Source organism: Psychrobacillus sp. (assembly GCF_032154225.1).
Lineage (GTDB): Bacteria > Bacillota > Bacilli > Bacillales_A > Planococcaceae > Psychrobacillus.
Map to the genome: position 1 here is coordinate 276,874 of NZ_JALDYF010000003.1, position 26,182 is coordinate 303,055.

At 37.2% G+C, this 26,182-nt stretch carries 28 protein-coding genes; 6 read left to right on the top strand and 22 right to left on the bottom strand.

All coding sequences use genetic code 11. The features are described from left to right. Positions 1–11 precede the first annotated feature (11 nt). From ptsP to RUH95_RS07125, 6 genes are all read right to left on the bottom strand, one after another. Positions 12–1,718, bottom strand: coding sequence for a phosphoenolpyruvate--protein phosphotransferase (gene ptsP, locus RUH95_RS07100; RefSeq protein ID WP_313892145.1), 1,707 nt, complete (start codon positions 1,716–1,718; stop codon positions 12–14). Then, the gene (locus RUH95_RS07105) at positions 1,712–1,981 is read right to left on the bottom strand and encodes a phosphocarrier protein HPr (RefSeq protein ID WP_313892146.1); all 270 of its coding nucleotides are present in this window, start codon (positions 1,979–1,981) and stop codon (positions 1,712–1,714) included. The genes ptsP and RUH95_RS07105 overlap by 7 nt, the downstream gene beginning before the upstream one ends. A 20-nt stretch (positions 1,982–2,001) precedes the next feature. Next, positions 2,002–2,721 carry a sugar isomerase domain-containing protein gene (locus RUH95_RS07110; protein ID WP_313892147.1) on the bottom strand — a complete coding sequence of 240 codons (720 nt, stop codon included), beginning with the start codon at positions 2,719–2,721 and terminating at the stop codon, positions 2,002–2,004. A 4-nt stretch (positions 2,722–2,725) separates the two neighbouring features. Next, positions 2,726–3,448: a GntR family transcriptional regulator gene (locus tag RUH95_RS07115; RefSeq protein WP_313892208.1), complete on the bottom strand. Its 723-nt coding sequence runs from the start codon at positions 3,446–3,448 to the stop codon at positions 2,726–2,728. Positions 3,449–3,478: 30 nt separating this feature from the next. Next, the gene (nagA, locus tag RUH95_RS07120; protein WP_313892209.1) at positions 3,479–4,633 is read right to left on the bottom strand and encodes an N-acetylglucosamine-6-phosphate deacetylase; all 1,155 of its coding nucleotides are present in this window, start codon (positions 4,631–4,633) and stop codon (positions 3,479–3,481) included. Positions 4,634–4,773: 140 nt separating this feature from the next. Then, complete coding sequence (locus RUH95_RS07125; protein WP_313892148.1) at positions 4,774–5,376, bottom strand: LysE/ArgO family amino acid transporter; 603 nt, start codon at positions 5,374–5,376, stop codon at positions 4,774–4,776. Positions 5,377–5,479: 103 nt separating this feature from the next. Here RUH95_RS07125 and RUH95_RS07130 point away from each other — a divergent pair, with 103 nt between their 5' ends. Then, a complete protein-coding gene (locus tag RUH95_RS07130) occupies positions 5,480–6,910 on the top strand; it encodes an aminotransferase-like domain-containing protein (RefSeq protein WP_313892149.1) in 1,431 nt (476 codons plus the stop codon). A gap of 30 nt (positions 6,911–6,940) precedes the next feature. On the opposite strand, the gene RUH95_RS07135 is transcribed toward RUH95_RS07130, so the two are convergent. The 5 genes from RUH95_RS07135 to RUH95_RS07155 all read right to left on the bottom strand — a co-directional run bounded on the left by RUH95_RS07135 (position 6,941) and on the right by RUH95_RS07155 (position 12,435). Further along, on the bottom strand, positions 6,941–7,420 hold the full coding sequence (locus tag RUH95_RS07135) for a DMT family transporter (protein WP_313892210.1): 480 nt from the start codon (positions 7,418–7,420) through the stop codon (positions 6,941–6,943). A gap of 21 nt (positions 7,421–7,441) precedes the next feature. Beyond that, the gene (locus tag RUH95_RS07140; RefSeq protein WP_313892150.1) at positions 7,442–8,140 is read right to left on the bottom strand and encodes a Crp/Fnr family transcriptional regulator; all 699 of its coding nucleotides are present in this window, start codon (positions 8,138–8,140) and stop codon (positions 7,442–7,444) included. A gap of 16 nt (positions 8,141–8,156) precedes the next feature. Next, positions 8,157–8,582, bottom strand: coding sequence for a DMT family transporter (locus RUH95_RS07145; protein ID WP_313892151.1), 426 nt, complete (start codon positions 8,580–8,582; stop codon positions 8,157–8,159). A gap of 73 nt (positions 8,583–8,655) precedes the next feature. After that, the gene (locus RUH95_RS07150) at positions 8,656–9,090 is read right to left on the bottom strand and encodes a VOC family protein (protein WP_313892152.1); all 435 of its coding nucleotides are present in this window, start codon (positions 9,088–9,090) and stop codon (positions 8,656–8,658) included. A gap of 258 nt (positions 9,091–9,348) precedes the next feature. Further along, positions 9,349–12,435 (bottom strand): efflux RND transporter permease subunit, encoded by a 3,087-nt coding sequence (locus RUH95_RS07155; protein WP_313892153.1) that lies wholly within the window; start codon positions 12,433–12,435, stop codon positions 9,349–9,351. Between the two features lie 94 nt (positions 12,436–12,529). Between RUH95_RS07155 and RUH95_RS07160 the strand changes: the two genes are divergently transcribed. Next, positions 12,530–13,360 (top strand): TetR/AcrR family transcriptional regulator, encoded by an 831-nt coding sequence (locus RUH95_RS07160; RefSeq protein WP_313892154.1) that lies wholly within the window; start codon positions 12,530–12,532, stop codon positions 13,358–13,360. A 59-nt stretch (positions 13,361–13,419) separates the two neighbouring features. Here RUH95_RS07160 and RUH95_RS07165 read toward each other — a convergent pair whose 3' ends face one another. Beyond that, a complete protein-coding gene (locus tag RUH95_RS07165) occupies positions 13,420–13,890 on the bottom strand; it encodes a DinB family protein (protein WP_313892155.1) in 471 nt (156 codons plus the stop codon). A 154-nt stretch (positions 13,891–14,044) separates the two neighbouring features. On the opposite strand from RUH95_RS07165, the gene RUH95_RS07170 reads away from it, so the two are divergent. Continuing rightward, a complete protein-coding gene (locus RUH95_RS07170) occupies positions 14,045–15,289 on the top strand; it encodes an aminopeptidase (RefSeq protein WP_313892211.1) in 1,245 nt (414 codons plus the stop codon). Between the two features lie 261 nt (positions 15,290–15,550). Here RUH95_RS07170 and RUH95_RS07175 read toward each other — a convergent pair whose 3' ends face one another. The 7 genes from RUH95_RS07175 to RUH95_RS07205 all read right to left on the bottom strand — a co-directional run bounded on the left by RUH95_RS07175 (position 15,551) and on the right by RUH95_RS07205 (position 20,723). Further along, positions 15,551–16,492 (bottom strand): ABC transporter permease, encoded by a 942-nt coding sequence (locus RUH95_RS07175; RefSeq protein WP_313892156.1) that lies wholly within the window; start codon positions 16,490–16,492, stop codon positions 15,551–15,553. Next, positions 16,470–17,387 (bottom strand): ABC transporter ATP-binding protein, encoded by a 918-nt coding sequence (locus RUH95_RS07180; RefSeq protein ID WP_313892212.1) that lies wholly within the window; start codon positions 17,385–17,387, stop codon positions 16,470–16,472. The genes RUH95_RS07175 and RUH95_RS07180 overlap by 23 nt, the downstream gene beginning before the upstream one ends. A gap of 68 nt (positions 17,388–17,455) precedes the next feature. Next, positions 17,456–18,067 (bottom strand): CPBP family intramembrane glutamic endopeptidase, encoded by a 612-nt coding sequence (locus tag RUH95_RS07185; RefSeq protein WP_313892157.1) that lies wholly within the window; start codon positions 18,065–18,067, stop codon positions 17,456–17,458. A 32-nt stretch (positions 18,068–18,099) separates the two neighbouring features. After that, positions 18,100–18,798 carry an ABC transporter ATP-binding protein gene (locus tag RUH95_RS07190; RefSeq protein WP_313892158.1) on the bottom strand — a complete coding sequence of 233 codons (699 nt, stop codon included), beginning with the start codon at positions 18,796–18,798 and terminating at the stop codon, positions 18,100–18,102. After that, complete coding sequence (locus RUH95_RS07195; protein WP_313892159.1) at positions 18,791–19,159, bottom strand: GntR family transcriptional regulator; 369 nt, start codon at positions 19,157–19,159, stop codon at positions 18,791–18,793. The genes RUH95_RS07190 and RUH95_RS07195 overlap by 8 nt, the downstream gene beginning before the upstream one ends. Before the next feature lie 2 nt (positions 19,160–19,161). Beyond that, positions 19,162–19,935 (bottom strand): hypothetical protein, encoded by a 774-nt coding sequence (locus tag RUH95_RS07200; protein WP_313892160.1) that lies wholly within the window; start codon positions 19,933–19,935, stop codon positions 19,162–19,164. 5 nt (positions 19,936–19,940) lie between these two features. Further along, positions 19,941–20,723 carry a hypothetical protein gene (locus RUH95_RS07205; RefSeq protein ID WP_313892161.1) on the bottom strand — a complete coding sequence of 261 codons (783 nt, stop codon included), beginning with the start codon at positions 20,721–20,723 and terminating at the stop codon, positions 19,941–19,943. Between the two features lie 324 nt (positions 20,724–21,047). Here RUH95_RS07205 and RUH95_RS07210 point away from each other — a divergent pair, with 324 nt between their 5' ends. Next, a complete protein-coding gene (locus tag RUH95_RS07210) occupies positions 21,048–21,611 on the top strand; it encodes a sigma-70 family RNA polymerase sigma factor (RefSeq protein ID WP_313892162.1) in 564 nt (187 codons plus the stop codon). Then, entirely contained in the window at positions 21,608–22,633 is a 1,026-nt protein-coding gene (locus RUH95_RS07215; protein ID WP_313892163.1) for a DUF4179 domain-containing protein, read from the top strand. The genes RUH95_RS07210 and RUH95_RS07215 overlap by 4 nt, the downstream gene beginning before the upstream one ends. A 76-nt stretch (positions 22,634–22,709) precedes the next feature. On the opposite strand, the gene RUH95_RS07220 is transcribed toward RUH95_RS07215, so the two are convergent. From RUH95_RS07220 to RUH95_RS07230, 3 genes are all read right to left on the bottom strand, one after another. After that, the gene (locus tag RUH95_RS07220; protein WP_313892164.1) at positions 22,710–23,354 is read right to left on the bottom strand and encodes a DUF3221 domain-containing protein; all 645 of its coding nucleotides are present in this window, start codon (positions 23,352–23,354) and stop codon (positions 22,710–22,712) included. A 520-nt stretch (positions 23,355–23,874) separates the two neighbouring features. Next, complete coding sequence (locus tag RUH95_RS07225) at positions 23,875–24,474, bottom strand: hypothetical protein (RefSeq protein WP_313892165.1); 600 nt, start codon at positions 24,472–24,474, stop codon at positions 23,875–23,877. Positions 24,475–24,725: 251 nt separating this feature from the next. Then, positions 24,726–25,049: a hypothetical protein gene (locus RUH95_RS07230; protein ID WP_313892166.1), complete on the bottom strand. Its 324-nt coding sequence runs from the start codon at positions 25,047–25,049 to the stop codon at positions 24,726–24,728. A gap of 818 nt (positions 25,050–25,867) precedes the next feature. On the opposite strand from RUH95_RS07230, the gene RUH95_RS07235 reads away from it, so the two are divergent. After that, positions 25,868–26,170, top strand: a complete 303-nt coding sequence (locus RUH95_RS07235) for an urease subunit gamma (protein ID WP_313892167.1) — start codon at positions 25,868–25,870, stop codon at positions 26,168–26,170. The last annotated feature ends 12 nt before the right edge of the window (positions 26,171–26,182 follow it).

Consider the following 26,182-nt stretch of genomic DNA (forward strand, 5'->3'; position numbering starts at 1 on the left):
TACATGTTGCCCTACAGGTTTTGCTCTACATATACCTTTACTTCAGCTGAAGTTGGTAACATTAATAGATGATCCATATGCTTAGCCAATTGTTCTTTTGATAGCTGTGCAATCTGAGCACGAGCTTTTAACATCGATGATGCACTCATTGAAAACTCATCCAACCCTAGTCCCAATAAAATAGGAATTGCAACTTCATCTCCAGCCATTTCACCGCACATTCCTACCCATTTACCATTGCTATGTGCAGCATCTATGACCATTTTCACGAGCCTTAAAATGGCAGGATGGTATGGCTGGTACAAATAAGCAACTTTTTCATTCATACGATCTGCTGCAAATGTATATTGTATTAAATCATTTGTTCCAATAGATAAGAAATCTGCTTCCTTTGCAAACAAATCAGCAATTACAGCAGCTGATGGAATTTCTACCATCATTCCAACTTCAATTTGATCCGAAACTGCAATACCTTCATTTTCAAGCAATTGACGCTCTTCTAAAAGCAATGATTTCGCTGCTCTGAACTCGTCTAATGTTGCAATCATCGGAAACATAATTTTCAAATTCCCGTATACACTTGCTCTTAATAATGCACGCAATTGCGTACGGAAAATATCTTGTTGATCCAAACATAACCTAATAGCTCGATAGCCTAAGAACGGGTTCATTTCGGAATCAAATTTTAAATATGGAAGTTCCTTATCCCCACCAATATCTAAAGTGCGCACGACAGTTGGTTTGCCGTCCATTTTCTCTAGAACTGTTTTATAAGCAACGAATTGTTCTTCTTCATTTGGCAGTTCTTCTCGTTCCATATATAAAAATTCAGTACGGAATAAACCTACGCCATCTCCGCCATTCGCAACAATTGCATCCACATCTTCCGGCTTACCGATATTTCCAGCGATTTCTACATGGTGCCCATCTGCACTTACGCTCGGCAAGGCAACATACTGCTCCAGTAGTTCGCTCTCTTGTTCAAAATCTTTTTGAGAAGTAATATAGAAATTCGCTACTTCTTCTGTTGCATCTACAATAACCTTTCCACTTGCACCATCCATAATAATTGACGTGCCATGTGGAATGTCTAGCGTTGCGGTTTTAGCTCCTACAATTGCTGGAATGCCCATTGTACGTGCTAAAATAGCCGAATGTGATGTTCTTCCACCGATATTCGTAACGAAGCCTTTTACATACTTCTTATCCAGCTGTGCTGTCATAGAAGGTGTTAAATCTTCTGCAACGATAATAACTTCTGTCGATAAGCTACTATAATCTAATATCTCTACACCAAGTAAATGAGATAATAAGCGTTTCGCAACATCTTGAATATCTGCTGCGCGCTCTTTCATATACTCATTATCCATCGCTTCGAACATACCAATGAACATAGAAGATACTTCATGCAATGCAAACTCTGCATTCACTCCATCTTGAATCTTTGTTTCAATCGAAGATAGCATTTCCAGATCTTCTAATACGAGAAGGTGGGCAGAAAAAATAGCTGCCTTCTCTTCTCCAAATTTAACTTTCGCTTTTTCACGAATAGCTTCTAGCTCTAGCTTTGCTTTTTGAATCGCTTCTCTTAATCTTGCTTTTTCTTCCTCTACATTCGTAATGTAAGTCTTCTCAAAGGACAAATCTGGTTCTACTAAACAATAAGCACTTGCAATCGCTATACCATCAGAAACAGGAATCCCATGAAGTTCTAGCATTCTTCGCCAATTCCTTGAGAAGTAATTACTTCCGTTACTTTAGCAATTGCCGCTTCCTCATCATCGCCTTCAGCAGAAATTGTAACTACTGCTCCAGGAGAAATTCCTTGCGCCATAACACCCATAATAGATTTCAAGTTTACTGTGCGTTCATTGTAAGTAAGTTGAACATCCGATGTAAACGCAGCCACTGCTGATACTAATAATGTAGATGGTCTAGCATGTAACCCTTCAGGTGTTGTAATTTTAAATGTTTTTTCCATTAATAAAACCTCCAATTTTTTTATTCAAAGTTGATACGATTTCTATATTTGGCAATCATAGTATCATTATGTGCTGAACTACTAGAAACATTCGCGCTTTCAAACACTGGTAAGACATCCATTTCTTCGCCTAATGCATGTATAACCTGACAAAATAACTCAGTCAGTATAGTAGCACCAATAACAGTAGAAGCCGGTCCATATTGCATACCTTGATGATTCATCAAACCATCACCAACTGGTATATGCGTATTTAACGTAAAATCAGCGACTTCTTCTAAGCGTTTCTCACTACTATGTCTGGATAATTGTTCCTTGTACTCTAAAGATTGTAGTGAAATAACTGGAACACCTTTTTCTTTTGCTAGTAGTGTAACATCAATAGGTGCTGCATTGCGTCCAGAGGTCGAAATTACAATTAGTACATCATTTTCATTAAAATCAAAGTCTTCCTTATGTCTATCTATAAAAGTTGGATCCTTTTCATTTCTCGAAGATGTTAATGCACCTTTATGAAGCATAAGTGGTTCGATGGATATCGGTCGTACTGGTACAAGTCCACCAGCTCGATAATATGCTTCTTGAGCTAACAGATGAGAATGCCCACAACCAAATAGTTGAATAATACCACCTTTCCGAAGACTTTCTATGACAATTTTCGAAGCTTCTTCAATATGATCTTGTTCCTTCGTCATTACATTTTGCAATAAGCTTTGGATTTCCTGAAAATAAGATTTCATATCATCACCTCTGAATCTCACTTATGAATTTATAACGATCTGCACGGTACGTACTACGTACCAATTCGAATGGAACACCATCGGTTAAAAAACTTATTCTTTTGATGATTAGTACAGCAGAAACATTATTAATTTGCAAATATTTACTATCTTCTTTTGCAACAATAGCTGCTTCCATTTGTTGAATGGCATTTCCGATTTTCTGATGATACTTTTCTTCAATTAAGGCATAAAGTGATCCGATAATTTCCTTTTCATCTAAATCTGGAAACACCTTAACAGGTATATACGTTCTTTCAATTGCCATCGGTTTCCGGTCAGCATATCTTATTCGTACAACATAGAAGACTGCCTCTCCTTGCCCTAGTTGCAAATCCCTTGCAATATCAGTTGCTGGAATAACCTTCTCAAAACGAACAACTTTGCTACTTGGCTCCATACCCCTTGCTTTCATATCCTCTGTAAAACTAGTCAACCCATTCAACGGCTGCTCTAGCTTAGGATTAGCAACAAATGTGCCTCTCCCTTTTTCTCTGTACAGCAAACCGACATTTACTAAGTTTGTTATAGACTGTCTTACCGTCATTCGACTAACACCTAATTGCTCGGATAATTCTCGCTCAGAAGGAATATTTTCACCGATTTTATAATGTTCTTCATATATACGTTGCTTTAGCAACTCTTCTATTTGAACATATATTGGTACATGAGAACTTTTATCTATCAAATCGCTCATTCCCTTTCGTTACAGCTCCTACTAGTTCTCAAATACTAAATTACCTCGACAAATTGTTTTTTGAACATGTAACCCTTTGTCTAAAATAACTAAATCTGCATCGAATCCTTCTGCAATATAGCCTTTATTTGCAAGGTTTAATTGCTTAGCTGCATTGAAGGAAGACATGGCAACAAGTTCTTGCAATGAGCATCCCGCAACTTTTTGTATATTGCGCACTGCTGCATCCATCGTAAGTACGCTACCTGCAAGTGCACCATTAGAAAGATGCGCACCTTGCTCTGTTACATGCACAGTTTGTCCACCTAAATCATAATCACCATTAGCTAGCCCTTTTGCCCGCATTGCATCTGTAATAAGAATTACACCAGAAGACTTCTTCAGTAAATACGCCATTTTCACAGCATCCGAATGACAATGGATAAAATCAACAATAATCTCTGTTTTTACACGTTCCTCGATTAACACTGCTCCTACAACACCTGGTTCTCGGTGATGAAAAGGACGCATTTGGTTAAATAGATGAGTAGCTTGCCTTACTCCTGATTTCACTGCCTGCTCTACTTCCACTACCGTTGCATCAGAATGCCCAATTGATACAACAATACCTTGCTCACTTAGCGATTCCACAAATGACAAACCATTCGACAATTCTGGTGCAACTGTTATTTGTTTGATCTGATTCCCACTTAGTTGCTGCCACTTGTTAAACTGGTCTATAGAAGGGACAATCATGTGCTCAACTGGTTGTGCCCCCCCTCGCTTTGTGGAAACAAAAGGTCCTTCCAAATGAACACCTAACAACTCCGCTTCATCTGCATGATTTACAAAACGCGCAATATTTTCTAAAGCTGCGTCTATTGCATCAATTGCCTGCGTCATTGTCGTCGCTAAAAAACTGGTCGTTCCTTCTTTTACTAATGAATAAGCCATTCCCCTAAGCGCTTCTTCTGTCGCATCCATTACGTCGAAGCCTGCTGAGCCATGGATATGCATATCGATATAACCTGGCACGACAGTCCATTCTTTAGAAGAAGCATCTATTCGTACATCTGCTTCTACTAATAAATTCTGACCGACTTTTTCTATTTTTCCATCCTTTAGAAATAAATCACCAATAAACTCTACTTGGTCATGATTAACAATTGTAATGTTTGAAATTAGCATTGTTTTCATCACAAGTTCCACCTCCTTTAAATTGGATTCTTTCGTTTTGTTTATATGTGTTTATTCTCCTCGGTATAGTGGTCTATACCAATTATAAAACGTTTTCATTTAAAAGAAAAGAACTTTTTCAAAATAGGCAGTATCCTCACTCAAAATAAATCCGTTAACAGCAATAATGCTGTACACCATATAAAAACTGCGGAGCATTTATTAAAAGCGTTCATAATAGCACCTGATCCATCCATCTTTTTTAAAGTAGCTCCCACAACAGTTAAACCTAAAAACCAACACCATGATACAGTTATACAAGCTACTGTGAAAAGTAGTTGTTCCGTATTTACATAACGTAAAGCACTAGTCCCTATGACTCCAATTGTATCTAAAATAGCATGTGGATTTAATAGTGATACGGACATTGCAAACAGTATTTGTTTTTTCACCGTCATGCTCTGACCTGTTTTTACTGTGGATGCCTTTGATTTCCATATGGAATACCCCATATAAAGCAAAAACAAAATACCTACGACCATCAAGCCAGTTCGTAGCCACTCAAATTGCAGCACAATTGCAGACAACCCAAACACCGCCAATAAAATCAATAACGTATCACAAAGAGCGGCAGTTATCGTTGCTGGTAGAGCTTTAAAAATATTCGGTTGTGTTGCCCCTTGCGTAAAGATAAAAACATTCTGTACACCTAGCGGTAAAATCAGTCCAAACGCTAATAAAATACCATGTATCATAGCTTCCATATGTAAAACCCCCTTCCCTTCTAACTTTAACTATGATAAAACTAAAAGAAAACAACCAATTGGATGGTTTTCTATCCAACCAATTTAAAAAGGATTAATAATTATGCAATGGAAGCCAAATCGCGCATCACATCTTACACTTCACGAACAAATTTATGACTGGATCAGCACGCGCATTCAGCAAGGCGAATGGACAATCGGCACAATACTACCTTCTCAGCGAAAGCTCGCAGAAACGTTAGATGTAAATCGTAGCACTATCATACAAGTGCTAGACGAACTTAAAGCAAATGGCATACTTGAAACGAGAATAGGAGGCAGTACTTACGTATCCAATAGCAGTTGGAACTTACTTCTTCAAAAAGAGCAAGCAAATTGGCATCACCATATTCACGCAAGTATTCATGAAGCAAATATTCATACGATCCAGCTAATTAATGAGTACGAGCAAAACCAAACTATTATTCGGCTAGGTACTGGGGAGCTTTCTCCCGATTTACTTCCAACCACATTACTGGAACAATCTTTTCGTAACCTTACTATACAAGCTAGAGATATTAGCTATTCAGAACCAAAAGGCAGTAAAAAATTACGAATTGCATTAACCGAATATCTACGAAAAAGAGGGATTAATACTTCACCTGAAAGTATCTTAATCACCTCTGGGGCAATTCAAGCATTACAGCTTATTTCTGTAGGCTTACTTGAACAACAGTCTAATATATTTTTAGAGTCACCTTCCTATCTCCAGTCGATTCAACCTTTCCAGTCAGCTGGTATGCGTGTCTTTCCAGTGAAAAGGGTTCGACAGCTTATAGAAAAATTGCAAACATTGAAGGGTAAGAAACAATCACTATTTTATTGTGTACCTACGTTGAATAACCCATCTGGCAATATTCTGTCGCTTGATGAAAGAAAAAAATTACTAGAACTATGCACTTCATTACAAATACCAATCATTGAAGATGATGTTTACCATGAATTAGCGTTTGTAGATACTCCACCAGCAATGAAATCCTTGGATCAAGCAGGGCAAGTAATCTATATTGGCAGCGTGTCTAAAACATTGAGTCCCGGCCTTCGAATCGGCTGGCTCGTCGCACCAGAACCTGTCATTCATCGATTAGCCGATGTTAAAATGCAAATGGATTACGGGTCAAGTGGCTTCTCACAGCAAATCGTTGCACATTGGCTTACGACAGACTTATATGAAAAACATTTGGAAAAATTGCGAGAACAATTAAAAACACGTGCTAATTTCGTAATAGAAATTTTGCTACAATATTTTAAAGAAGTTGCTACATGGGAAACACCAATAGGAGGCTTTTACATTTGGTTACGATTCAATGAACCAATTGTAAACAAAGCTTTTTTTCAACAGTTAATCAAACAAAATGTCCTGATTAACCCAGGGTATCTTTACGACCCAAAAGACTTCCATCATATACGTCTTTCATACGCCTATGCCACATTAGAGGAATTAAAAGAGGGGCTACAGCTAGTGCTACAAGTAGTGAAGCAAAAAAATCAATAGAAATAGCAAAAGAGCCGTCCAAATGTTACTTTAGGACAGCTCTTCTTTCATATTTGACACTTTTGCTTCTTCTGTTTTACCGCCAAATTTAAAAACAATAATTCCGCCAATAATTACTAGCACTCCTAATAGCTGTTGGAATGTAAAACGCACTTGTTCAAGACCTAACCAACCAAGTGAATCCCATAATAACGCAAAACAGAGTTGAGAAGTGAGTGCAATCGCAATGGCATAAGTAGGTCCTAACAACTTAATGCTTTGCATCAAACAACTGACAACTCCTACTCCGATAATTCCACTAAACCAATACCATGTTTCCATATTTCCAAAATTAATAATATGCTTCCCTTCCACGATGAAACCAATGAAAAGAGAAGACAAAAATCCCATTCCCAATATAAGTGCCGTTGCAGCCCAAGGACCTGTTCGTTCATTCACTTTACTATTAAAAATGTTTTGTAAGCTTAAAAAAACTCCACCAATAATCGCCATCGATAACCCTAAACCCATCATTTTCACTTCCTGACTTAATCATTCATAAATATTATGGTGAGCCAGTTCGCTCAGCCGTTTCGAATCTTTAACAAATATAAACTCTTTCGTTCGCTCAATAAGTCCAGCTTCGCATAACTGATTAAGCACACGATTAAGATGTCTATAACTTGTGCCAATTAAGCCAGCTGCATCTTTTAAATTAGCTGTGCTAAGACGCCCTTGGAAATCAGCATTTGATTCATCAAAAGATATGGATAATAAATAACTTGCTAAGCGCACTTCCACTGGATACATCAAGTTAAAAACAAAGGAATTGTTCTTAATATGAAACTTTCTTGTAATAACTTTAAGTAAAAATTGCAAGAATGGCGGATGGTCACTGCCGTATTTATTGAGCCAATCGTAGTGGATACGAATCATCGTAACAGGAGTGACAGCTTCAACTGTATTGATCATTTCAATATTTTGTATGAACTCAATATCCCCTACTATTTCAAGTGGAGACTTAAAAGAAAGAATAAGCTTATTGCCTTCTGTTGAAGTCGTAAAAATCTTTATTTTCCCCTTCACAAGTATATACAAATGACTACGAGGATCTCCTTGCGCACAAATAATTTCACCTTCGTCGAACTCGCATAATGACAAATGCGGTAGCAATGCCTCGTTGAATACAGGTTCAATTTGATGAATACGCAAATAATTATGCAACTGCTCCTGATCCTCCACTTGCTTCATAAGCCTTTACCTCCTATCAAAGTCCCAATATGACTACGCCAACTACCATCATTGCTAAACCAATAAACTGCGGTAGCTTCATTTTCAGCTTCGTTACCCCAAACCATCCTCTGCTATCGATCAAAAACGTCAAACTGAGTTGAGCGATCAAAATAGCAGATATCGTAAGTGTTACTCCTATTTCATGAATAGCTGTAACATTGCTAAAAATAATAATTGCAGCAAATGCACCACCAGTTAAATAAAGTGGTTTAACTTGCTTAAACGCTTGCAATTTGCCATCTCGCACGAACAGCACGATTACCAGTGCTAGTATGAATCCTGTAAATTGTGTCAGACTTGTTGCTTGCCAAGTACCGATGTCCTGACTAATCCTCGCATTAGCTACTCCTTGAAAAGTAATAAAGGCTCCTCCTAATATCGCAAATATGATTCCTTTCATTTTCATCGCCTCCATTTATAACGTTCTCTCTATTAAAAGATAGATTCATACATTTCGAAAAGGACATATGTCCCTAAAATTCATCACTACCCGTATCCCTAAAATACATCGGATGAGTTTCATTAAGCTCGAGTAAATCCCATAGGTTTCCGTATAAGTCTTTAAACACCGCGACGATTCCATACGATTGTTCAGTTGGTTCTCTCACAAACTCTATACCTTTAGAAACCATTTCTTTATAATCAGTCCAAAAATCATCTGTTCTTAAAAATAAAAACACGCGCCCACCAGACTGGTTTCCGATGAAAGCCTCTTGCTCATGGTTAGAGGCTCTAGCTAATAAAATTGCCGTTCCAGAACCCGATGGTGATACTACTACCCATCGTTTATCCTGCTCCGGCTGATATGTATCCTCTACTAGGATGAAGTTCAGCTTTTTCGTATAAAATTCTATTGCTTCATCATAATCTTTCACCACTAAAGCCATATGTAATATTGACTGCGCCATTTTCATTCCCCTTTTAACTGTTTTAAACTATTTTACACCATACGTGACTTTGTTCTATATGTCTGCAAAACAACTACTCTAAACTTTTATAGTTAGTAGTTCAAAACACCTGTTTGCCACATACAACGAAATTAACACCACATAAACTCACTTAAAGCACACATAAAACGCCATGATCGCCACATAAACCCGCTCCAACTACACATAATTACAAAAAAAGCCCTACAAGATGATTTTTCACCTTGTAGGGCCAAAAGATTAGTTTTCTTGTTCTTCTTTACGGTTTTTCTTGAAAAGCTTAGATAATAGTTCATAAACGATTGGCACAACAATTAACGTTAATAACGTTGAACTGATTAAACCACCGATTACTGTAATACCAAGACCTTTCGAGATTAAACCGCCTCCACCGCCAGAGCTAACTGCTAATGGAATCAACGCACCAATCGTTGCGATTGCTGTCATTAAGATTGGACGCAAACGCGTTACACCAGCTTCTAAAATCGCTTCACGCATAGTCATACCATCACGTTCCATATGAATAATACGATCCACAAGTACAATAGCGTTCGTGACTACGATACCTATTAACATCAACAGACCCATCATTACTGATACCGAAATTGTTTCACCAGCGATCAATAAACCAACAAATGAACCAATTACTGCAAATGGTAATGAGAATAGAATCGCAAACGGTGCGACACCTTCACGGAATGTTACAACTAGGATAAAGTACACAATTGCGATTGCGGCTAGCATTGCCACAGCAAGCTGCGTAAATGTTTCTGCCATATCTGCAGCTGCACCAGCAACACCGATCGTAACTCCTTTAGGTAAATCTAATTTATCAATCGCTTTATCTACTTCAGATGTAGCTTTCGAAATATCAGCACCAATAATTGTTCCTGAAACAGTTGCGTAATATTCACCTTTACTTCGAGCAAGCGTATTTAATGTCGTTCCTTTTTCAACTGAAACAAGTTCAGAAAGCTTCATCGTCGTACCAAGCGCAGTCGGTATTTCTGTTGCTAAAATATCATCGACTGACTTCGGTTGCGCAGCTTCTTCTTGCTGTACGATTACTTTTAATGTGTTACCATCTTTTTCAACAGTTGTTAATACATCTTGCGTTTTTGATGGGTTTAACATCATAACAATTTGTCCTGTTGTTAAGCCATACTGTAATAATTCATCTTGCGCTACTTTGAACGTGTATTCTACGTATGCATCTTCGGCACTCGAGGACACGTCTTCTATACCTTTATTTTCATTCATAACGCCTTCTACCATTTTTACAGCTTCATTTAGTTTATCTAAGTTTTCACTGTAGAACGTGTAGCTGACTTCGTTTGTAGCCATCGACATGGAAGTGAAATTTTGACTCTTCCATTCGCCTGATTGACCAATATTGAACACATACTCTTCAATTTCTTCACGAGCTTTCGGGAAGTCCTTCATGTCTGGGTCAAAGATTAGGTACATTAAAGCACCACCTGTTCCTCCGCCCATCATTGCTGACATCGGGTCGCCACTTTCCGTAACAGATAATTGAACAATATCAATATCGTCACGTTTTAATAGCTCTTCTTCTATAACTTCAATATTCGCTAATGTTTCATCCTTTAATTCGCCTGTTTCTGGCGTGTACGTTAAGTACATCACTTTCTCTTCTTCACTACCCATGAAACTAAAGCCGATCAACGGCATTAACGCAATACTTCCAGCTAATAAAACAATCGAAATGATACTAGTAATCACTTTATGATTTAACGTCCATTTAAGGATACCTTTGTACCAAATAGCTAATTTACCAGCCTCTTTATGACTACTTTCCGTCTTCTCACTATATAGTTTTTTCTTAAATAAGAAGTGAGATAATGCAGGAACGATTGTAATCGCAACAATTAATGAAGCAATAAGCGCGAATGCCATCGTTAATGCGAAAGGCATAAATAACTCACCGACCATACCACCAACTAACATAAGTGGTGCAAATACCGCAACCGTTACTAATGTTGACGACATAATTGGTTTGAACATTTCAAGTGTCGCTTCACGTACAAGTGCTCGACCTGTTAATTTCTCTGATTTTAAATGTAGACGACGATAAATATTTTCAACTACTACAATGGAGTCATCAATTACCCGACCTATGGCAACCGTTATAGCTCCTAGCGTCATAATATTTAACGTAATATCTAGCCAGTTTAATAACAATAAAGCCATGAAAATTGAAACCGGAATAGATACAATTGAAATAATAGTTGATTTAAAATCACGTAAGAATAAAAGAATGATCAATATGGCAATTAAACCACCGAATAATGCTTTTTCAATCATCGTTGAAACAGATTTTTCAATTGGCGCACCTTGGTCAAGTGAAACATCTATAACAAGACCATCGATTGTCGCTTCTTCCTCTTCGATCAATTTCTTTACAGCATTTACTACATCTACCGTGTTTGCTTGCTGCCCTTTAATAATTTGAATAGCAATTGCATTTTCCCCGTTTGTACGAGAAACCGATTGTACTTTACCAACTACTTCAATTGTTGCAATATCGCTAAGTTTCACAAACGGCGATGGATTCGTTGCTGAAGGTGTTGCAGGAATAAGCATTTCCTTTAATTCATCAGCTGTCATGAACTTACCGTCAATTGCAACAGCTTGTTCTCCTTCTTCAAACTCATAAAGGCCTAATGATACAGCTAGATCACTCGCTTGAATCATTTGTTTCACTGCATCTTCTGTTATACCAAGTTCAGCCATTTTAGCTTCATCATATGTAAGCTGCACTTCTTCAATATGCTGACCTGTAATAGTTGCAGATGCTACACCGTCTATTTTCTCAATTTTCGGAAGTAATATTTCTTCTACTGTTGATGTTAATTCAACAATATCCTCTGTTTCACTACTTACACTTAGAGCAATCACAGGCATCATGTTCATGCTAATCGCTGTAATTGTCGGTGCTTGAGCTCCCTCTGGCAAGCTCAATGCTTCAAACGAAGACGCTAATGCTCTCTTCGCCTCATCCATATCAATACCATACTCGTACTCTACTTGAATACTTGCCATATTCGAATACGAATTAGAATAAACAGACTTCACGTTTTCTAAATTTTCTACCGCTTTCTCTAATGGAATCGACACTTCTTCCATCACTTGTTCAGGAGTTGCCCCTGGATAAACGCCCATTACCATTAAGAATGGAATCGAAATATCCGGCATTGTTTCTGTTTTCATTTGTGTACCAGAATAAATACCAGATACCGTAATAATTATTGTTAGCAGCCAAACTGCTAATTTATTTTTCAAGACAAAATTGACTAAACCTTTCACTATTACACCTACCCTTGATTGACTTATATAACTCAATTATTTATACTAATGACTAATTGGTCAGTTGTCAACAAATACGTAGGAGCGATTAAATATGATTAAAAAACAATTAATTATGGAAAAAGCACTAGAACTTTTTGCAAAACAAGGATTTGAAGCTACCTCTATTCAACAAATAACAGAGCATTGCAGCATTTCTAAGGGAGCTTTTTACTTATCATTCAAATCAAAAGAAGAACTAATTTTAGCATTAATCGAATACTTTATGACAAAGTTCATTTCAGATATTGACCACCAAGTCACAGAGGCGGAAAACGAGGAGCTTTTGTTCACATTTTATTATGCAATATTTAATTCCTTCTATGAGCATTCGGATTTCGCTAAAGTTCTTCTAAAAGAGCAAACACAAACTTTCAATGAATCATTTATTGTAAAAATGCATGAGTACGACCGTTTATTAGATAAAATTATTTTGACTATGATAGAACGTTTATATGGAGAAGAAGTTACTTATACAAAATATGATCTAGTTTATTGTATTAAAGGATTTATAGGAAATTACTCGAAGTTGCTTTTATTCTATAGCACGCCAGTGGACTTGAATTTATTAGCTAAATCGCTTGTCGAAAAAACAAACTTACTCGCGAAATATACTACGATTACATTCATTTCACAAGAACTTATCGAGTCGATGAACTTGCCGATACACGGAGAAGTAACGAAAGAGAAAATCCTTGAAATCATCGAACAAAAAATTGTTGAAATGGAAGAGTCTATTGAAAAAGAGTCGTTAGTTTTGCTAAAACAACAACTACTCGAACCAACTCTAAATCCAGCTATCGTAAAAGGATTACTAGGAAATATTCAAAATCACCCACATTGTAAATGGGTTTCTTACTTACTACGTAATTATTTTGAGTACTAAAAAATTTCCTTTAACACAAAAACGCCACCTAATGATTCAATCATCAGGTGGCGTTCTTATTATTGCATTTCTTTTGTTGGCCCCATAACACCAGGTACAGTTAGTCCCGCCTGGCGTAACAACACTGTCATTTGACCGCGGTGATGCGCTTGGTGATCAATTAAAGCACGTAAAAATTTACCGCGCGCTGTTGGTCCTGTAAATCCATTAATTTCTTCCATTAACATTTCGTCTGTCAGTTTAGTTGCTTCAGTTTTATATGCATCAACAGCTTTTTCGTACGCTGCTACAAATTCAGATACTTCCGTTGGCGCAGCTTCATCTTTACCTGGCCCAGGAATTTGTAAACCTGCAAAATGACCAAATGCTCCAGCAGAACCTACTAAATGCCAAGCTAACCAACCAAGTGTGTTATGTCCTTCTACAATTGCTTGATCTAATTTATCGTTTGTCATCGCTTTGAATACATTTAATGTACCCGCTGCCGAATTTGACCAATCTTCTATAAAATCCTCTACTTTACGATACATTCATATCACTCCTGTTTTCATTAAGTTTAAGTTTTTATCATAGCGAACGAATATACTTATCGCAACAATAATAGCCTATATCGAGCATTTATATAGCAAAGTTTCAGTTCACATGTGCTAAAATTATGAATGACAACAAAGTATGGGGGAGAAAATAATGTTAGCTAATTTTGAAAGTAATTTACAGAAATATGCAAAACTTTTAGTCGCAAAAGGAATCAATGTTCAACCTGGCGATTGGGTAAAAATGACGATCACTGTTGACCAAGCACCATTAGCACGTTTAATCACAAAAGAGGCATATGATTTAGGTGCTGAGAAAGTGATTATTAAATGGGCTGATGATGAAATTAGCAAACTAAATTATCTATACCAACCTCTTGAAGTATTAACAGACATTCCAGATTATGAAATTCAAGAATCGGAAGATCATGTATTAAATCATCATGTAAGCCGTCTTTCTATTATCTCAAGTGATCCAGGCTTACTAAATGAAGTAGACCCTACAAAGATTGCCGCTTATCAAAATGTGGCAGGAAAAGCATTCAAAGCACAACGCATAGCAACTCAAAACGACGACTTGAAATGGACTGTTGCTGCAGCAGCTGGTGCTGGTTGGGCTGCACAAGTATTCCCTGACCTAGCTACTTCTGAAGAACAAGTTGATGCGTTATGGGATCAAATCTTCAAAACATGCCGTGTCTATTCAGAAGACCCAGTAGCTGCTTGGGATGAGCATAAAAAAACGTTAAATGAAAAAGCTGCAAAATTAAATGAACTTCAGTTTGATGCTTTACACTACACTGCACCAGGTACGGATTTAACTTTAGGCTTACCAAAAAATCATATTTGGGCTTGTGCAGAAAGTTATAGTCCAAAAGGTGATGAATTTATCGCTAACATGCCAACAGAAGAGGTTTTCACTGCTCCTGATACACATCGTATGGATGGTGTCGTAAGAAGTACAAAACCACTTAGCTACGCAGGTACACTAATTGAAGGCATTGAAGTGCACTTTAAAGACGGTAAAATCGTAGACATTTCTGCTGAAAAAGGCGATGAAACAATTAAAAAATTAGTTCATGACAACGAAGGTGCAACTGGCTTAGGCGAAGTAGCACTAGTTCCAGATCCATCTCCAATTTCTCAATCAGGCGTTACTTTCTTTAACACTTTATTTGATGAAAATGCATCAAATCATTTAGCAATTGGATCGGCTTACCCAACTACGATTCAAGGCGGTACAAAAATGAGCCAAGAAGAATTATTGAAAAACGGCATGAACACTTCTATCGTTCACGTAGACTTCATGATTGGTTCTAATAAGATGGATATTGATGGTATCAAACAAGATGGCACGATTGTTCCAATCTTCCGTAATGGCGACTGGGCTTTTTAAGTTCTTTTTAGCGACATCTTTTTATTAAGAAAGTCCAAGGGATTAAGCTTTTTTTGAAGCTGTTTCCTTGGACTTTTTTATTTTAAGTTTTTATACTTTATCCTCTCTTGATTGAAGCAAACCAAACAATTCAACTTCTTTAATTACTTCGAAAGATAGTCTTCAACTACCAATAATGGGATTTCCAGAAGATCTGAGACTTCCAATGGCGACATTCCTTACACACAAAAAGTCCTCCTATACTGGAGGACTCTTTACATTTTATGCCGTTATATCACGCTTCGTAAACGTTACATAACTAATCACAAGGAACACAAGAAGATAAACGGAAAGAACAGCAATTGAGAAGCCCATCGTGATACCTTCCACAATTCTGAAATTGGATTCATATATCGTCAAATCCATATGGGTAAAGACAATATACTTCACCACTTCATATTTCGAAAGTAACATGACAACGGTACTACCCGTGAAGTAGCTGAATAAAGAAAGACCAATCGCCAGTGAGCTAGAACGGAAAACACTCCCAATCATAAAAGCGAATGTTCCTGTCACAAAGACATTTGCAAACGACAAGAGCAGCATATAAAGCCCTCTTCCCCAAACGGATACCTCTACTACCTCTTTACCATTCCACGCAAGTTCTTGACCACCTCCAGATGGAAAGATGACAAAGGCAGAAATAACGGAAACACCAAAACCAACAAGCATAAGAACGATGCCAAACAAAATAACCGTCATATATTTCGACGTAAGGATCTTCCATCTTTTCACCGGACGGGACAGCAACATTTTAATCGTCCCTTGAGAAAACTCAGACGCCACAATCCCTGCTGCAACAATGACTACCAGCAACACAACAATAGAGCCAACACCTGAAGAATCCATAATCATTTTTTCACGGCTGTTGTTATCCAATGGCTCTATTGAATTCGCAAGTCGATATTCGAGTACTTTTACCGTACCTTCGAGCCGTTCGCGTGCAGTGTCAGCAAGTGTTGGTGCTTTAAGCTCCTCCTTTGTATCCGTCAGTTCTGCTTGCACAGATGTTTTCCAATCTGGTTTTTCAAAATTATTCGTCGTTTCTATCCACTTATTTAACCCGAACATTCCGACAATCATAACTACAAGTAGGCCTACCATAACCCACGTACCTTTTTTACTCCATAACTTCATCCATTCATTTTGCATGAGCTTCAGCAATTTGGCCACCTCCTGTCATTTCTAAAAATTGATCTTCAAGTGTTTTGCGATGCGGCTGGATAGCGAACAATTGCATTTCTTGTGCCGTCATCTGCTGAACAAGTCCTGGAATTTGCGTTTTTTCCGCTTTGATAATAAAACCTTCTTCGTATGCTTCAAACGTGAATCCTTCTGCTTTCAATATACTTTCCATTCTATCCATCGGAGCAGCTTCGATATAATAAAAAGAATCCTGCGTTTCTGACATTTCTCGAATATCAATTAATTTTCCGTTCTGAATAACTGCAATCCGATCGCACATTAATTCAATTTCCGACAACATATGGCTCGATACGAATACCGAAACGCCTTCTTTCTCTGCAATGCTTCTAAGATAAGTTCGAAACTCACGAATTCCCGCTGGATCAAGGCCATTCGTAGGTTCATCGAGGATCAAAAACTTCGGTCGATGTAAAAGCGCTTGCGCAAGTCCTAAACGTTGTCGCATACCAAGTGAATACGTCGATACTTTCTCATGAATCCGATTTTGCATGCCTACTTGATCGATAACCTCATCAATACGAGCTTTCGTTACGCCATCATGCATGCGAGCAAAGTGCACGAGATTTTTATAACCAGACATAAACTTATACATTTCTGGATTTTCAACAATAACGCCAACTTTCGAAAGTCCTCCTTCAAAATCGTCTGCCAGTGAAACTCCATCAATGACAACATCTCCACCAGATGGCTTCATCAGACCCGCCATCATCCGAATCGTCGTCGTTTTCCCCGCCCCGTTTGGTCCAAGAAATCCTGTAATTTGCCCCGGATACAACGCCAAATTCAAGTTATGAATAATCTTTTTCTTACCAATCGTTTTCGATAAACTTTTCAATTCTACTACTGGTTTCATTTCCACGTCAACATTCCTCCCTAAACAATGACACCATCCACGTGGTGGCATCTTTCCCATACAAAGACTTAAAAAATAGTAAACATCGAAAAAATAGATGCTAAGGCATTAGCACAACCATGAAGCAACCAACTTGAAAGGATGGAACCACCTGATTGTTTTTCGTTAATCCACCCCATTAACCACCCTGCAATGCCAGTCATTAAAATAATGACTAGTGTTCCAAGTAAACCAGCTAACGATACAAACATTACGCCATGTACCAATCCAAATAATAAACCTTGAATAGCATTACCCATGTTGAATCCAAATTTCCCTACAAGCCTCTTTGTTAGAAATCCCCTAAAGAATAGTTCCTCTGAAAATCCTGTTTGTACAAAAGCGTAAATTAACACAGGAATGATAACAGCAATACCTGCTCCTTCAAATTGTGAGGTTGCCAGATCAGAACTATCCACAAATAAGGGAACGACCAAAAATGAGACAACAAATAACAGGACTAAAGACAACATGAAAGTAATTATAAATTTTTTCTTATCTTGAACAACCGGAATTTTAATTCCTATCCAATTTAAAAAACTTGATTTCTTTCTACCGCTAAAAAACCACCAAATAAAAGGGATAATTGAAAACAATAGAATCTGCAAAATGGCACTTATTATTAAATTAATACTTTGCATCTTACATTCCCCCGCTATGAGTCGGTTCCACGTCAACATTCCTCCCTAAACAATGACACCATCCACGTGGTGGCATCTTTCCCATGTAAATCTCGGATTTCATCCACCGCCTCATGTGCGATTATCCGGCTCCCTTTAAGTACTACGATTTCGTCGAGCAATGGTTCCACTTCTTTTATTTCATGCGTTGACAGTATAACGGTTTGCCGCTCTGGATCCGTAAAACGGATAAGCCCTTTTGTAATATCAGACCGCACCATCGGATCGAGCCCTGAGAACGGTTCATCTAACAAGTAATAAGCTGCTTCGCGGCCAAGCGTCACGGCAATTTTTACTCGTCCCCGGTTACCTTTCGATAAATGCTTTATTTTCGAATCAAGTGACACATTCAAAAACTGTGCAATTTCCTTTGCTTTTGCTGGATTAAAATCAGCGAACTGTGACTCATAAAACTCAAATAACTGACCTACAGTAAAATAAGGATAGAACAGATCAGCATCCGGCATATAAGCAATATTCGTAGCCATTTTTCGCGTTATTGGATTCCCACTAAACGTTGCACTCCCTGAGTTTGGCGTCAACAATCCCGCTATCATTTTCAACAGCGTCGTCTTCCCACTGCCATTCTCCCCTACAAGGCCAATTATTTTCCCATGCGGCAACGACAGCGTGATATCCTCCAGCGCGCTCTTCCCACCATATTTCTTCGACACATTGTTCAACTCAATCACATTTCCCACCCCGCTCCTGTAAGTGTTGCACGATTTCAGAAGTCGTAAAACCAAGTGCCTCCACACTTTGAATGAACGACGATACCAACTGTTCTTTCATTTCATCTCGAAGCACAGCAATCTTTCCTTTATCTTCCGTTACAAAAGATCCTTGCCCCCTCTTTGTTTCAGTAATCTCCATCTGCTCCAGCTCCTTATAGACACGCTGCATCGTATTGGCATTGACACCGGCTTCAATCGCATAATCACGAACGGACGGTAATTTCTCCCCTGGCTTCAACGTTCCTCGAATAATTTCACCCGTAATCCGGTCGATGAGCTGCTGGTAAATTGGTTTGTCTGGAAGAAAATCTATGCCCATCGTTAGAACCTCACTTTCTTTTCAAATAATATTGATCCAGCAATAAAGTATATTGCAGTCATGACACCGTAAAGACATATACTGCCAATTGTTAAAATCGTTCCCCCAGGGACAATATAATTGCTATGCATTAAAAGATCCATCATCGCATGCGACCCATAAAAAGGTCCCATCTCCTTTACCTTTTGAAATCCCTCGCTAAACCAGACAAACCACCATGCATACAGCCAAACATTGACTAAGACAATCACAATAACTACAGCAGCTAGCCAACCAATGCGTGAACGAAACACTTGATAAATTGACCAGAAAAAATAACCGAGTGCCATTATATAAATAGAGTTCAACAAAATGGCTAAACCTACACGAAGGAACTGAACAATAATATCTACAACAGAAATTGTTCCACCTCCAACATAATAGAAGCCACCTATAACTATTCCACATAATAAAAGCGAGCAACTAATGACAAAGACAACAAATACACCTTTCACTCCAGCAAGCTGCCACATCGGTGCTGGGGAATGAAGCCAAATGTCCGACCGCTTCATGTCTTTACCAAGACTATCAAAAAACATTACCAGTGCATAAATCCAGTGGATCGTAAACAACATGCCGATAGTAAGCTGGATAGAAGTAGCAAACTCTTCAGGTACTCTGTAAATTAGGTGGCTCACATCTAGCACTACAATTGCAACAATGATAAAAACAAGGATGACAATTCCCCACTTCATCAGTGCCCACTCTTTTCGAAATAACCCTTCCCATCTTTTCATACGATTTACAACCTCACTTTCTTCTCAAAAAGAACAGTTGCCACAACGAACATTATCGTTATGAAAAATATACCAAATACAACTTCCCCCATATAAAAAGTCGTCTCGGTCAGCGTAAAATAGCCGTTCCCGTCATCAAATATATCTTTTTTTAGTGGCAGTAAATCAATTCGACCGACATTGACCATCTTGCTGTATATCTCCGTCCTTCCAATTCTTTCGACCACCAACAATGAAAAGCAAAACAAAAGTATAGTGATAGGAATTGAGAACCCTATAAGATAAGGCTTCAACAATCGATATATGACCCAGAAAAAGTATCCGATAGCCATGATTGAAATCGAACCTCCAAATGATACGACGACGAAAATACTGCCGTAAAATAACAATGCATCGATCGTCATAATAGATGGCGCTAGCAATGCGTATTGAACTGCAAGAACCATTGTGGGGATTAGTAATCCAACAGCACCAATTAGCGTTGCAAGAAACACTTTCAATCCAACCAGTTTAAAAATGGAAGCATCGGAATGTAACCATACATCTGGACGCTTCATATCCTTCTCCAGCATTGTAAATAAAGCAACCCCTGGCACAACTACAGTTGCGCTCGCCCATATAAAACAGATAACAATTGTAAATTCAAAAATACGTTCTTCGGATCCAAAAGATTTGGATAGTAGTAGAGGAAGAAATGACATTGCAATAATTCCAAGCAATGCACTAGCAAGTAGCAAGCCCCTCATCGACAACCACTCTTTTTTCAATAACCCATTCCACTGTTTCATTATTGTATCTCCTTTTGTATCAGTGTATTAGTTAGATGGTACACTGTTGATTAGAAGTTTGTAAAGGGATTTGTTGGAATAATTTTTTAGTATAATTTGCGTTTATGTATTGGTATACAAAAAAGATCATAGCATTACGAAAAAAGGTGTGCCATCAGTGATCTTTCACTTGGTACACCTTCTTGCTATATATGGAAATCGGTAGTGGGAATTTCACTTCATTCAGTAATTATGTAGCCCTAGAAAAAAAGTGAGAGTTTTAAGTCGCGAGCTTCGATATAGTTAGTGAAAAAGCTTTTTCGAATAAATAAAGGAGTGGAAATAATGCGAAGTACTTCTAAAAATTTCGTTATACGTTTGCAAAAACAAAAAGATGATGCACTTGAATATGTGATTGATCACTACTCTGCTTTCGTAAATGCTATTGCTTATAAAGTTCTCTCTGCAATTAATCCCGATTCTATTGATGACTGCGTGAATGATGTTTTTTTAGCTGTATGGCAAAATGCAAGTCAATTTAAAGGGGAACCAGAAGACTTTAAAAAATGGATAGGTATGATGACGAAATATAAAGCCATTGATATCTTTCGGAAACTCGAAAAGCAACAAGCACGTGAACTGAGTGATGATTTACTGGAACAAAAGTCAACATTCGAAGACTTACAAGAGCAACTTGTGAAAAACGAGGAAAAGAAAGACTTATTATTCGCTATTAGCAAGTTGGAAAGCATCGACCGCGATATTTTTATGATGAAATACTATTTGCAGCTATCCGCTATTGAAATTGCAGAAGCACTTAATTTATCAAAAGCAGCCGTTGAAAATCGACTATACCGCGGGAAGAAAAAGTTGGCCACTACGATTCAACTAAAGGAGCGATTCATATGACGAAGAGCTATAAAGACTGGTTAAATTTAGATGTAGAAAATTTGGAACCTATACAACTGCCCAAGTCTAAGAAGATTGACATTAAAAAAAATATACTTGTAAGTCATAAAAAGAAACCTTTTATGCGATTGCGTCATCTATCTGCCGCAGCTATTTTCTGCATTAGTGCAGTTACAGTAATTGGTTTTACTTTCCCAACTGTTGCTTCACAAATTCCGTTTATGCAAAATGTCTTTTCCTATTTCCAAGATGATATGGACGTTGATTTTGAGAAGTATGCGACAGCCATTGGTCAAGTTCAAACAGATAATGGCATTTCCGTCATGATTGACAACGCCATTTATGATGGTACAGCAATTACCGTGTCTTATGCAGTTGAAACAGACCAAGAGTTAGGAGATCGCCCCCGTGAAGAGAACTTTTTTGATATTGAGAAGTCAACAGGATGGTCAGCAACAGGTAAACCTTTTAGAAAAGTAAGCAACACGACATATGTTGGACTTGCCAAGATAACACCAAAATTCGCAAATACTCCCCCAAATGAAGTAATCCTTTCTTGGGAGCCATACTCATTTACCAACACGGAAACGAATACAGAGTTTAAAGGAGATTGGCAATTTGAGTTCAAACTAACAAAACTAGAAAGCAATTTCCAACTCATCAATGAGTCAATTGAACAACATGGCGTAACAGTAGTCATCAAAACATTCGAAACAAACGACATGTCTACCGTCATTCACTATGAGCAATTTATAGATGCAGACACTTTGAAGAGCTGGGATTCCGTCACAGCTCAGTTCGATACCATTCAAGATAATCTCGGAAACACGTATCTATACAGTGGAAATACCAGCACTACCAGTGATAATGGGCGATCCTGGATATCGAGCGGCTCCATTCGAACTATAGATCCAAATGCGACATCACTTACATTTGTGCCTACCATCTACTCTTCACTTGGTTTAGGCAAAGGGGTAGAAACGAAAGATATGGAACCTATTGTTATCGATTTACAGAAATAAAAAGAAAAGTCCTTTGTGCAGATATATACACAAAGGACCTTTTATTAAATTTTTTTCAACTTCCTTTATCTAAACATCAATTGTCCTCTATTTGAAAATATAATTCCTCACTATCACTTACAACAGTTATATCCCAATAGTCTCCATCAGAATGATAGGTTATTTCTTTTATGACCGGTATTAATAAATCTTCATGATTATTTAACAATACTTGTATAACATCTTTTTCGGATAAGTCCGCTTTCCGAGGTTTAGTAGACTTTGAACTTGTAATCCGCTCACCCTTTGCTTGACCGGGATAAGACTCTTCAATATTTTCGTAATATGCCTCTACTTTTTGTCCCAGTTCATATTTTTTATCATTGGTAGATATCCAAACAGCAGGATAATGGTCAATCAAGTTATTTGAATCACCATAAGTAGTTGCTTCTGGACTTACCACGAGTATCCGACCTTCTTCTTTATCAACAATATACCCTTCAATATTCGAACAACCTGTTAATAGCAGTGTAAGTAAGATAAGACTCTTTTTGTTCATAAGATGATCAAGAGAAAGATTAAATGTTTGAGCGATTTGGACCACCATTTGCAAATCAGGTAAATTTCGATTGTTTTCCCAACTAGAAACAGTTTGTCTTGATACATTTATTTTTTGAGTAAACTGTTCTTGAGTTAACTTATCGTTAGTTCTTATCTTTTTAATTTGTGTTCCAAAATCCATAGAATCAATTCTCCTTGTCAACTAATTTATAAATGGAAAATGCTTATTTTTAAAGATTGAGTATCAAGCAATAGCTATAAATCCGTGCTTGCGTAACTGTCATTTCCATATTTACATAACACTCATTATAGCAATTCGATGTTTAATTTGGGTCAAATGCACTTACTTAGCGGTTGAGATAAGAAGCAAATTTAGATTGACAACCTCGCTGCACCCGAACGACCCTCTTGCATGTTTCTCACGACGAGGCGTGAGAAACATGCAAGAGGGTCGTGGATCTCCAAAGAAACAGAGAATAGCAAAATGTTATCTTCAAAAAGATGCACAAATAAAAAAGAGTAGCTAAGCGCTACTCTTCTTTAATCATTTAATTCATTGTTTCATTCTTTTAATATCTCGTCGTGCCTTCACAATCTTTCTAATAAAAATTACAACCATCACCGCAAACACTATGAACAAAATCGTGAATACTACATCCGGCCAATTAACACTAAACAAAATACAATCAGTCCCTACTTTTTTAGAATGACACCGTGTAAGTTACAGGATTAGAATACCCTACTTCTTGTCCGACAACGTTTACGCCATAAAATTTAGTGCCTTTGATAGTTGCAGTACCACCTGTCTTACTAGAATTCAATGTATAAAATGTAGTAGTTTCAAGATATTTGATCGGAACATTTATACCTGATTGGTCACTCCAAACATTTACATTTGTAACAATCCCCTTACTATTTCTTGTAACTTGTGCATAAGAAGTGATGACAGAAACACCAGTATACTCTTTATATGTATACGTCTTTGTAGTATTCGCTAAACTCATAACCTTTTGGGAAAGTTGGGCTACTTCATTCAATTCCTCACTAATATTATTCTTCTCTTGCTCTGTTTTTAAAAATACTTCAAATTCCTCGATAGAATCAAAATTCAATGTAGCTTCTGTTGAAATATTTTCATCAGAAACAGCCTTAAATCCATATTTTTCAGCCAAATCATTAGCCTTTTTTACAATCTCATCCCCACTTGATTTTTCACTTGCTTGAGCTTGAACGTTACTTCCTAAACCACTAATAACAAATAACAGCAATGCAAAAGTAATGATAGTAGTTACTTTTTTCAATTAATATTCCACCTTTAGTTTATTTTAGTTCTTCTTAATAGTAACATCCTTTTTGGGAATATCAAAGAAAAATTGGTTATAATGACCAATATATATATTCATTTATTCCTTTCAATCCTTCCAACAACAAGACTTTTCAATATGCAGTATACTCGGACTTTCTTACTTTTGTTGGAATGTTTGATGTGGTCCTTACCTCTCACTTATTCTGCTTTCACAGGAGATAAAAAAAAGAGTAGCAAAAGCTACCCTCATTCCACTTCGTCATCTTCCTCGATGTACAAAGCTCGCTTATTAAATTCTTCAAACTCCAATAGGGTTAATTCTTGTAATCTATTTTCATACTTGGAACCTTTCCACAAAGCTTTTAGCAAATGCGTATAGACGGCTTCATCTTGTTTTTTGAATCGATCCAATTCGCCATTCTCATACTTTTTGGCATAATCTTTCATCATTCCAGAAAAAACAAGTAACTGTCGTTTTTTCAATGCGATATAAAATGTATCAAACACCGCTTTGCTATGATATAGGTACATGAGGATTGTATGTATTGTACTGGGGGTTCGTATCTCCAACTTTATAACCCCTCATATCAAAATATCCTTTTTTACGCTTGTACAATTCTTCGGTGATATATGGCTCTTGATTTCTCCTCTTCTATGCAAAACGGATCCTTAAACTAATCATATACAACAGTGTTCAAGCATACAAATTCACACCAAATATCCAACTTTTAAATCGATGTACCAAAAAATAATTTGCTATTTAATACTAGAATGAACTTATATTTTATGAATTACGAGAATTTGTTAATAACTTATGGAGAACAATTTTATAATTTGAATAAAGTTAGTTATTATTTTCTTTTTTTCGCTATTATGAAAAATTGTGAATAAGATGTGGGCTATTTTAAAAAATGGTGCCAATTAAGCAGATCCTGTTGATAAAAATATTCTTATTTTATCTTTAGGACGAGAAGTTATTCTTTTTGGGGATAATGTTGGGGATAACAAAATAAAAGAAGAATCCAAAAAACTCTTCGATGTAATTTTGTTATTATATGAGAAATTATTGTGGATATTAAAGGATTGCTCTGACAGGTTAATGTGCATCTACACAACCCAAAAATACCATATTTCTACCAACACAATCTAGGTATTATCTCATAATTTTAGTTTTAAAAATCTTATTCCTTCTCATTCAAGCTATTACTTTTTTTAAGTTCAAAATGCAATGCGTTAAACTTCATCTTGAATTTTTTTTATGTTAAAATGCTTTAGAAAGGTTTAAATATCGGGCTTTGTGATAAATTATATATTTTTCAAAAAATACCCTCCTTTCTCTCAGGATTGAGTTGTTTTATTGTTCGTAATTTTTATAGGAGGATTTAACTATGCATTTATTGCCGCGAGAAATTGACAAACTTATGATAGTGGTCGCAGCAGATCTTGCAAGGCGCCGAAAAGACAGAGGATTAAAACTAAATCACCCTGAATCTGTCGCCCTCATTACTTATGAAGTAATAGAAGGAGCAAGGGACGGAAAAACTGTTGCCGAACTGATGGAGTACGGAGCTTCGATTTTGTCACGAGAAGATGTCATGGATGGTATTCCTGAAATGATTAATGATATTCAAGTTGAAGCTACGTTTCCAGATGGAACCAAATTGGTGACTGTTCACAGCCCGATACGATAACTAGGAGGGATT

Bases quoted from the DNA above. Each gene is read 5' to 3' on its own strand.
- nagA (WP_313892209.1), bottom strand. From the start codon at position 4,633: ATGAAAACAATGCTAATTTCAAACATTACAATTGTTAATCATGACCAA.
- RUH95_RS07185 (WP_313892157.1), bottom strand. From the start codon at position 18,067: ATGCAAAGTATTAATTTAATAATAAGTGCCATTTTGCAGATTCTATTG.
- ptsP (WP_313892145.1), bottom strand. From the start codon at position 1,718: ATGCTAGAACTTCATGGGATTCCTGTTTCTGATGGTATAGCGATTGCA.
- RUH95_RS07195 (WP_313892159.1), bottom strand. From the start codon at position 19,159: ATGGGCATAGATTTTCTTCCAGACAAACCAATTTACCAGCAGCTCATC.
- RUH95_RS07165 (WP_313892155.1), bottom strand. From the start codon at position 13,890: ATGTATCGTAAAGTAGAGGATTTTATAGAAGATTGGTCAAATTCGGCA.
- RUH95_RS07200 (WP_313892160.1), bottom strand. From the start codon at position 19,935: ATGAAAAGATGGGAAGGGTTATTTCGAAAAGAGTGGGCACTGATGAAG.
- RUH95_RS07205 (WP_313892161.1), bottom strand. From the start codon at position 20,723: ATGAAACAGTGGAATGGGTTATTGAAAAAAGAGTGGTTGTCGATGAGG.
- RUH95_RS07145 (WP_313892151.1), bottom strand. From the start codon at position 8,582: ATGAAAGGAATCATATTTGCGATATTAGGAGGAGCCTTTATTACTTTT.
- RUH95_RS07220 (WP_313892164.1), bottom strand. From the start codon at position 23,354: ATGGATTTTGGAACACAAATTAAAAAGATAAGAACTAACGATAAGTTA.
- RUH95_RS07125 (WP_313892148.1), bottom strand. From the start codon at position 5,376: ATGGAAGCTATGATACATGGTATTTTATTAGCGTTTGGACTGATTTTA.
- RUH95_RS07140 (WP_313892150.1), bottom strand. From the start codon at position 8,140: ATGAAGCAAGTGGAGGATCAGGAGCAGTTGCATAATTATTTGCGTATT.
- RUH95_RS07150 (WP_313892152.1), bottom strand. From the start codon at position 9,090: ATGGCGCAGTCAATATTACATATGGCTTTAGTGGTGAAAGATTATGAT.
- RUH95_RS07130 (WP_313892149.1), top strand. From the start codon at position 5,480: ATGCAATGGAAGCCAAATCGCGCATCACATCTTACACTTCACGAACAA.
- RUH95_RS07235 (WP_313892167.1), top strand. From the start codon at position 25,868: ATGCATTTATTGCCGCGAGAAATTGACAAACTTATGATAGTGGTCGCA.
- RUH95_RS07135 (WP_313892210.1), bottom strand. From the start codon at position 7,420: ATGGGTTTAGGGTTATCGATGGCGATTATTGGTGGAGTTTTTTTAAGC.
- RUH95_RS07110 (WP_313892147.1), bottom strand. From the start codon at position 2,721: ATGAAATCTTATTTTCAGGAAATCCAAAGCTTATTGCAAAATGTAATG.
- RUH95_RS07180 (WP_313892212.1), bottom strand. From the start codon at position 17,387: ATGAAACCAGTAGTAGAATTGAAAAGTTTATCGAAAACGATTGGTAAG.
- RUH95_RS07210 (WP_313892162.1), top strand. From the start codon at position 21,048: ATGCGAAGTACTTCTAAAAATTTCGTTATACGTTTGCAAAAACAAAAA.
- RUH95_RS07215 (WP_313892163.1), top strand. From the start codon at position 21,608: ATGACGAAGAGCTATAAAGACTGGTTAAATTTAGATGTAGAAAATTTG.
- RUH95_RS07105 (WP_313892146.1), bottom strand. From the start codon at position 1,981: ATGGAAAAAACATTTAAAATTACAACACCTGAAGGGTTACATGCTAGA.
- RUH95_RS07160 (WP_313892154.1), top strand. From the start codon at position 12,530: ATGATTAAAAAACAATTAATTATGGAAAAAGCACTAGAACTTTTTGCA.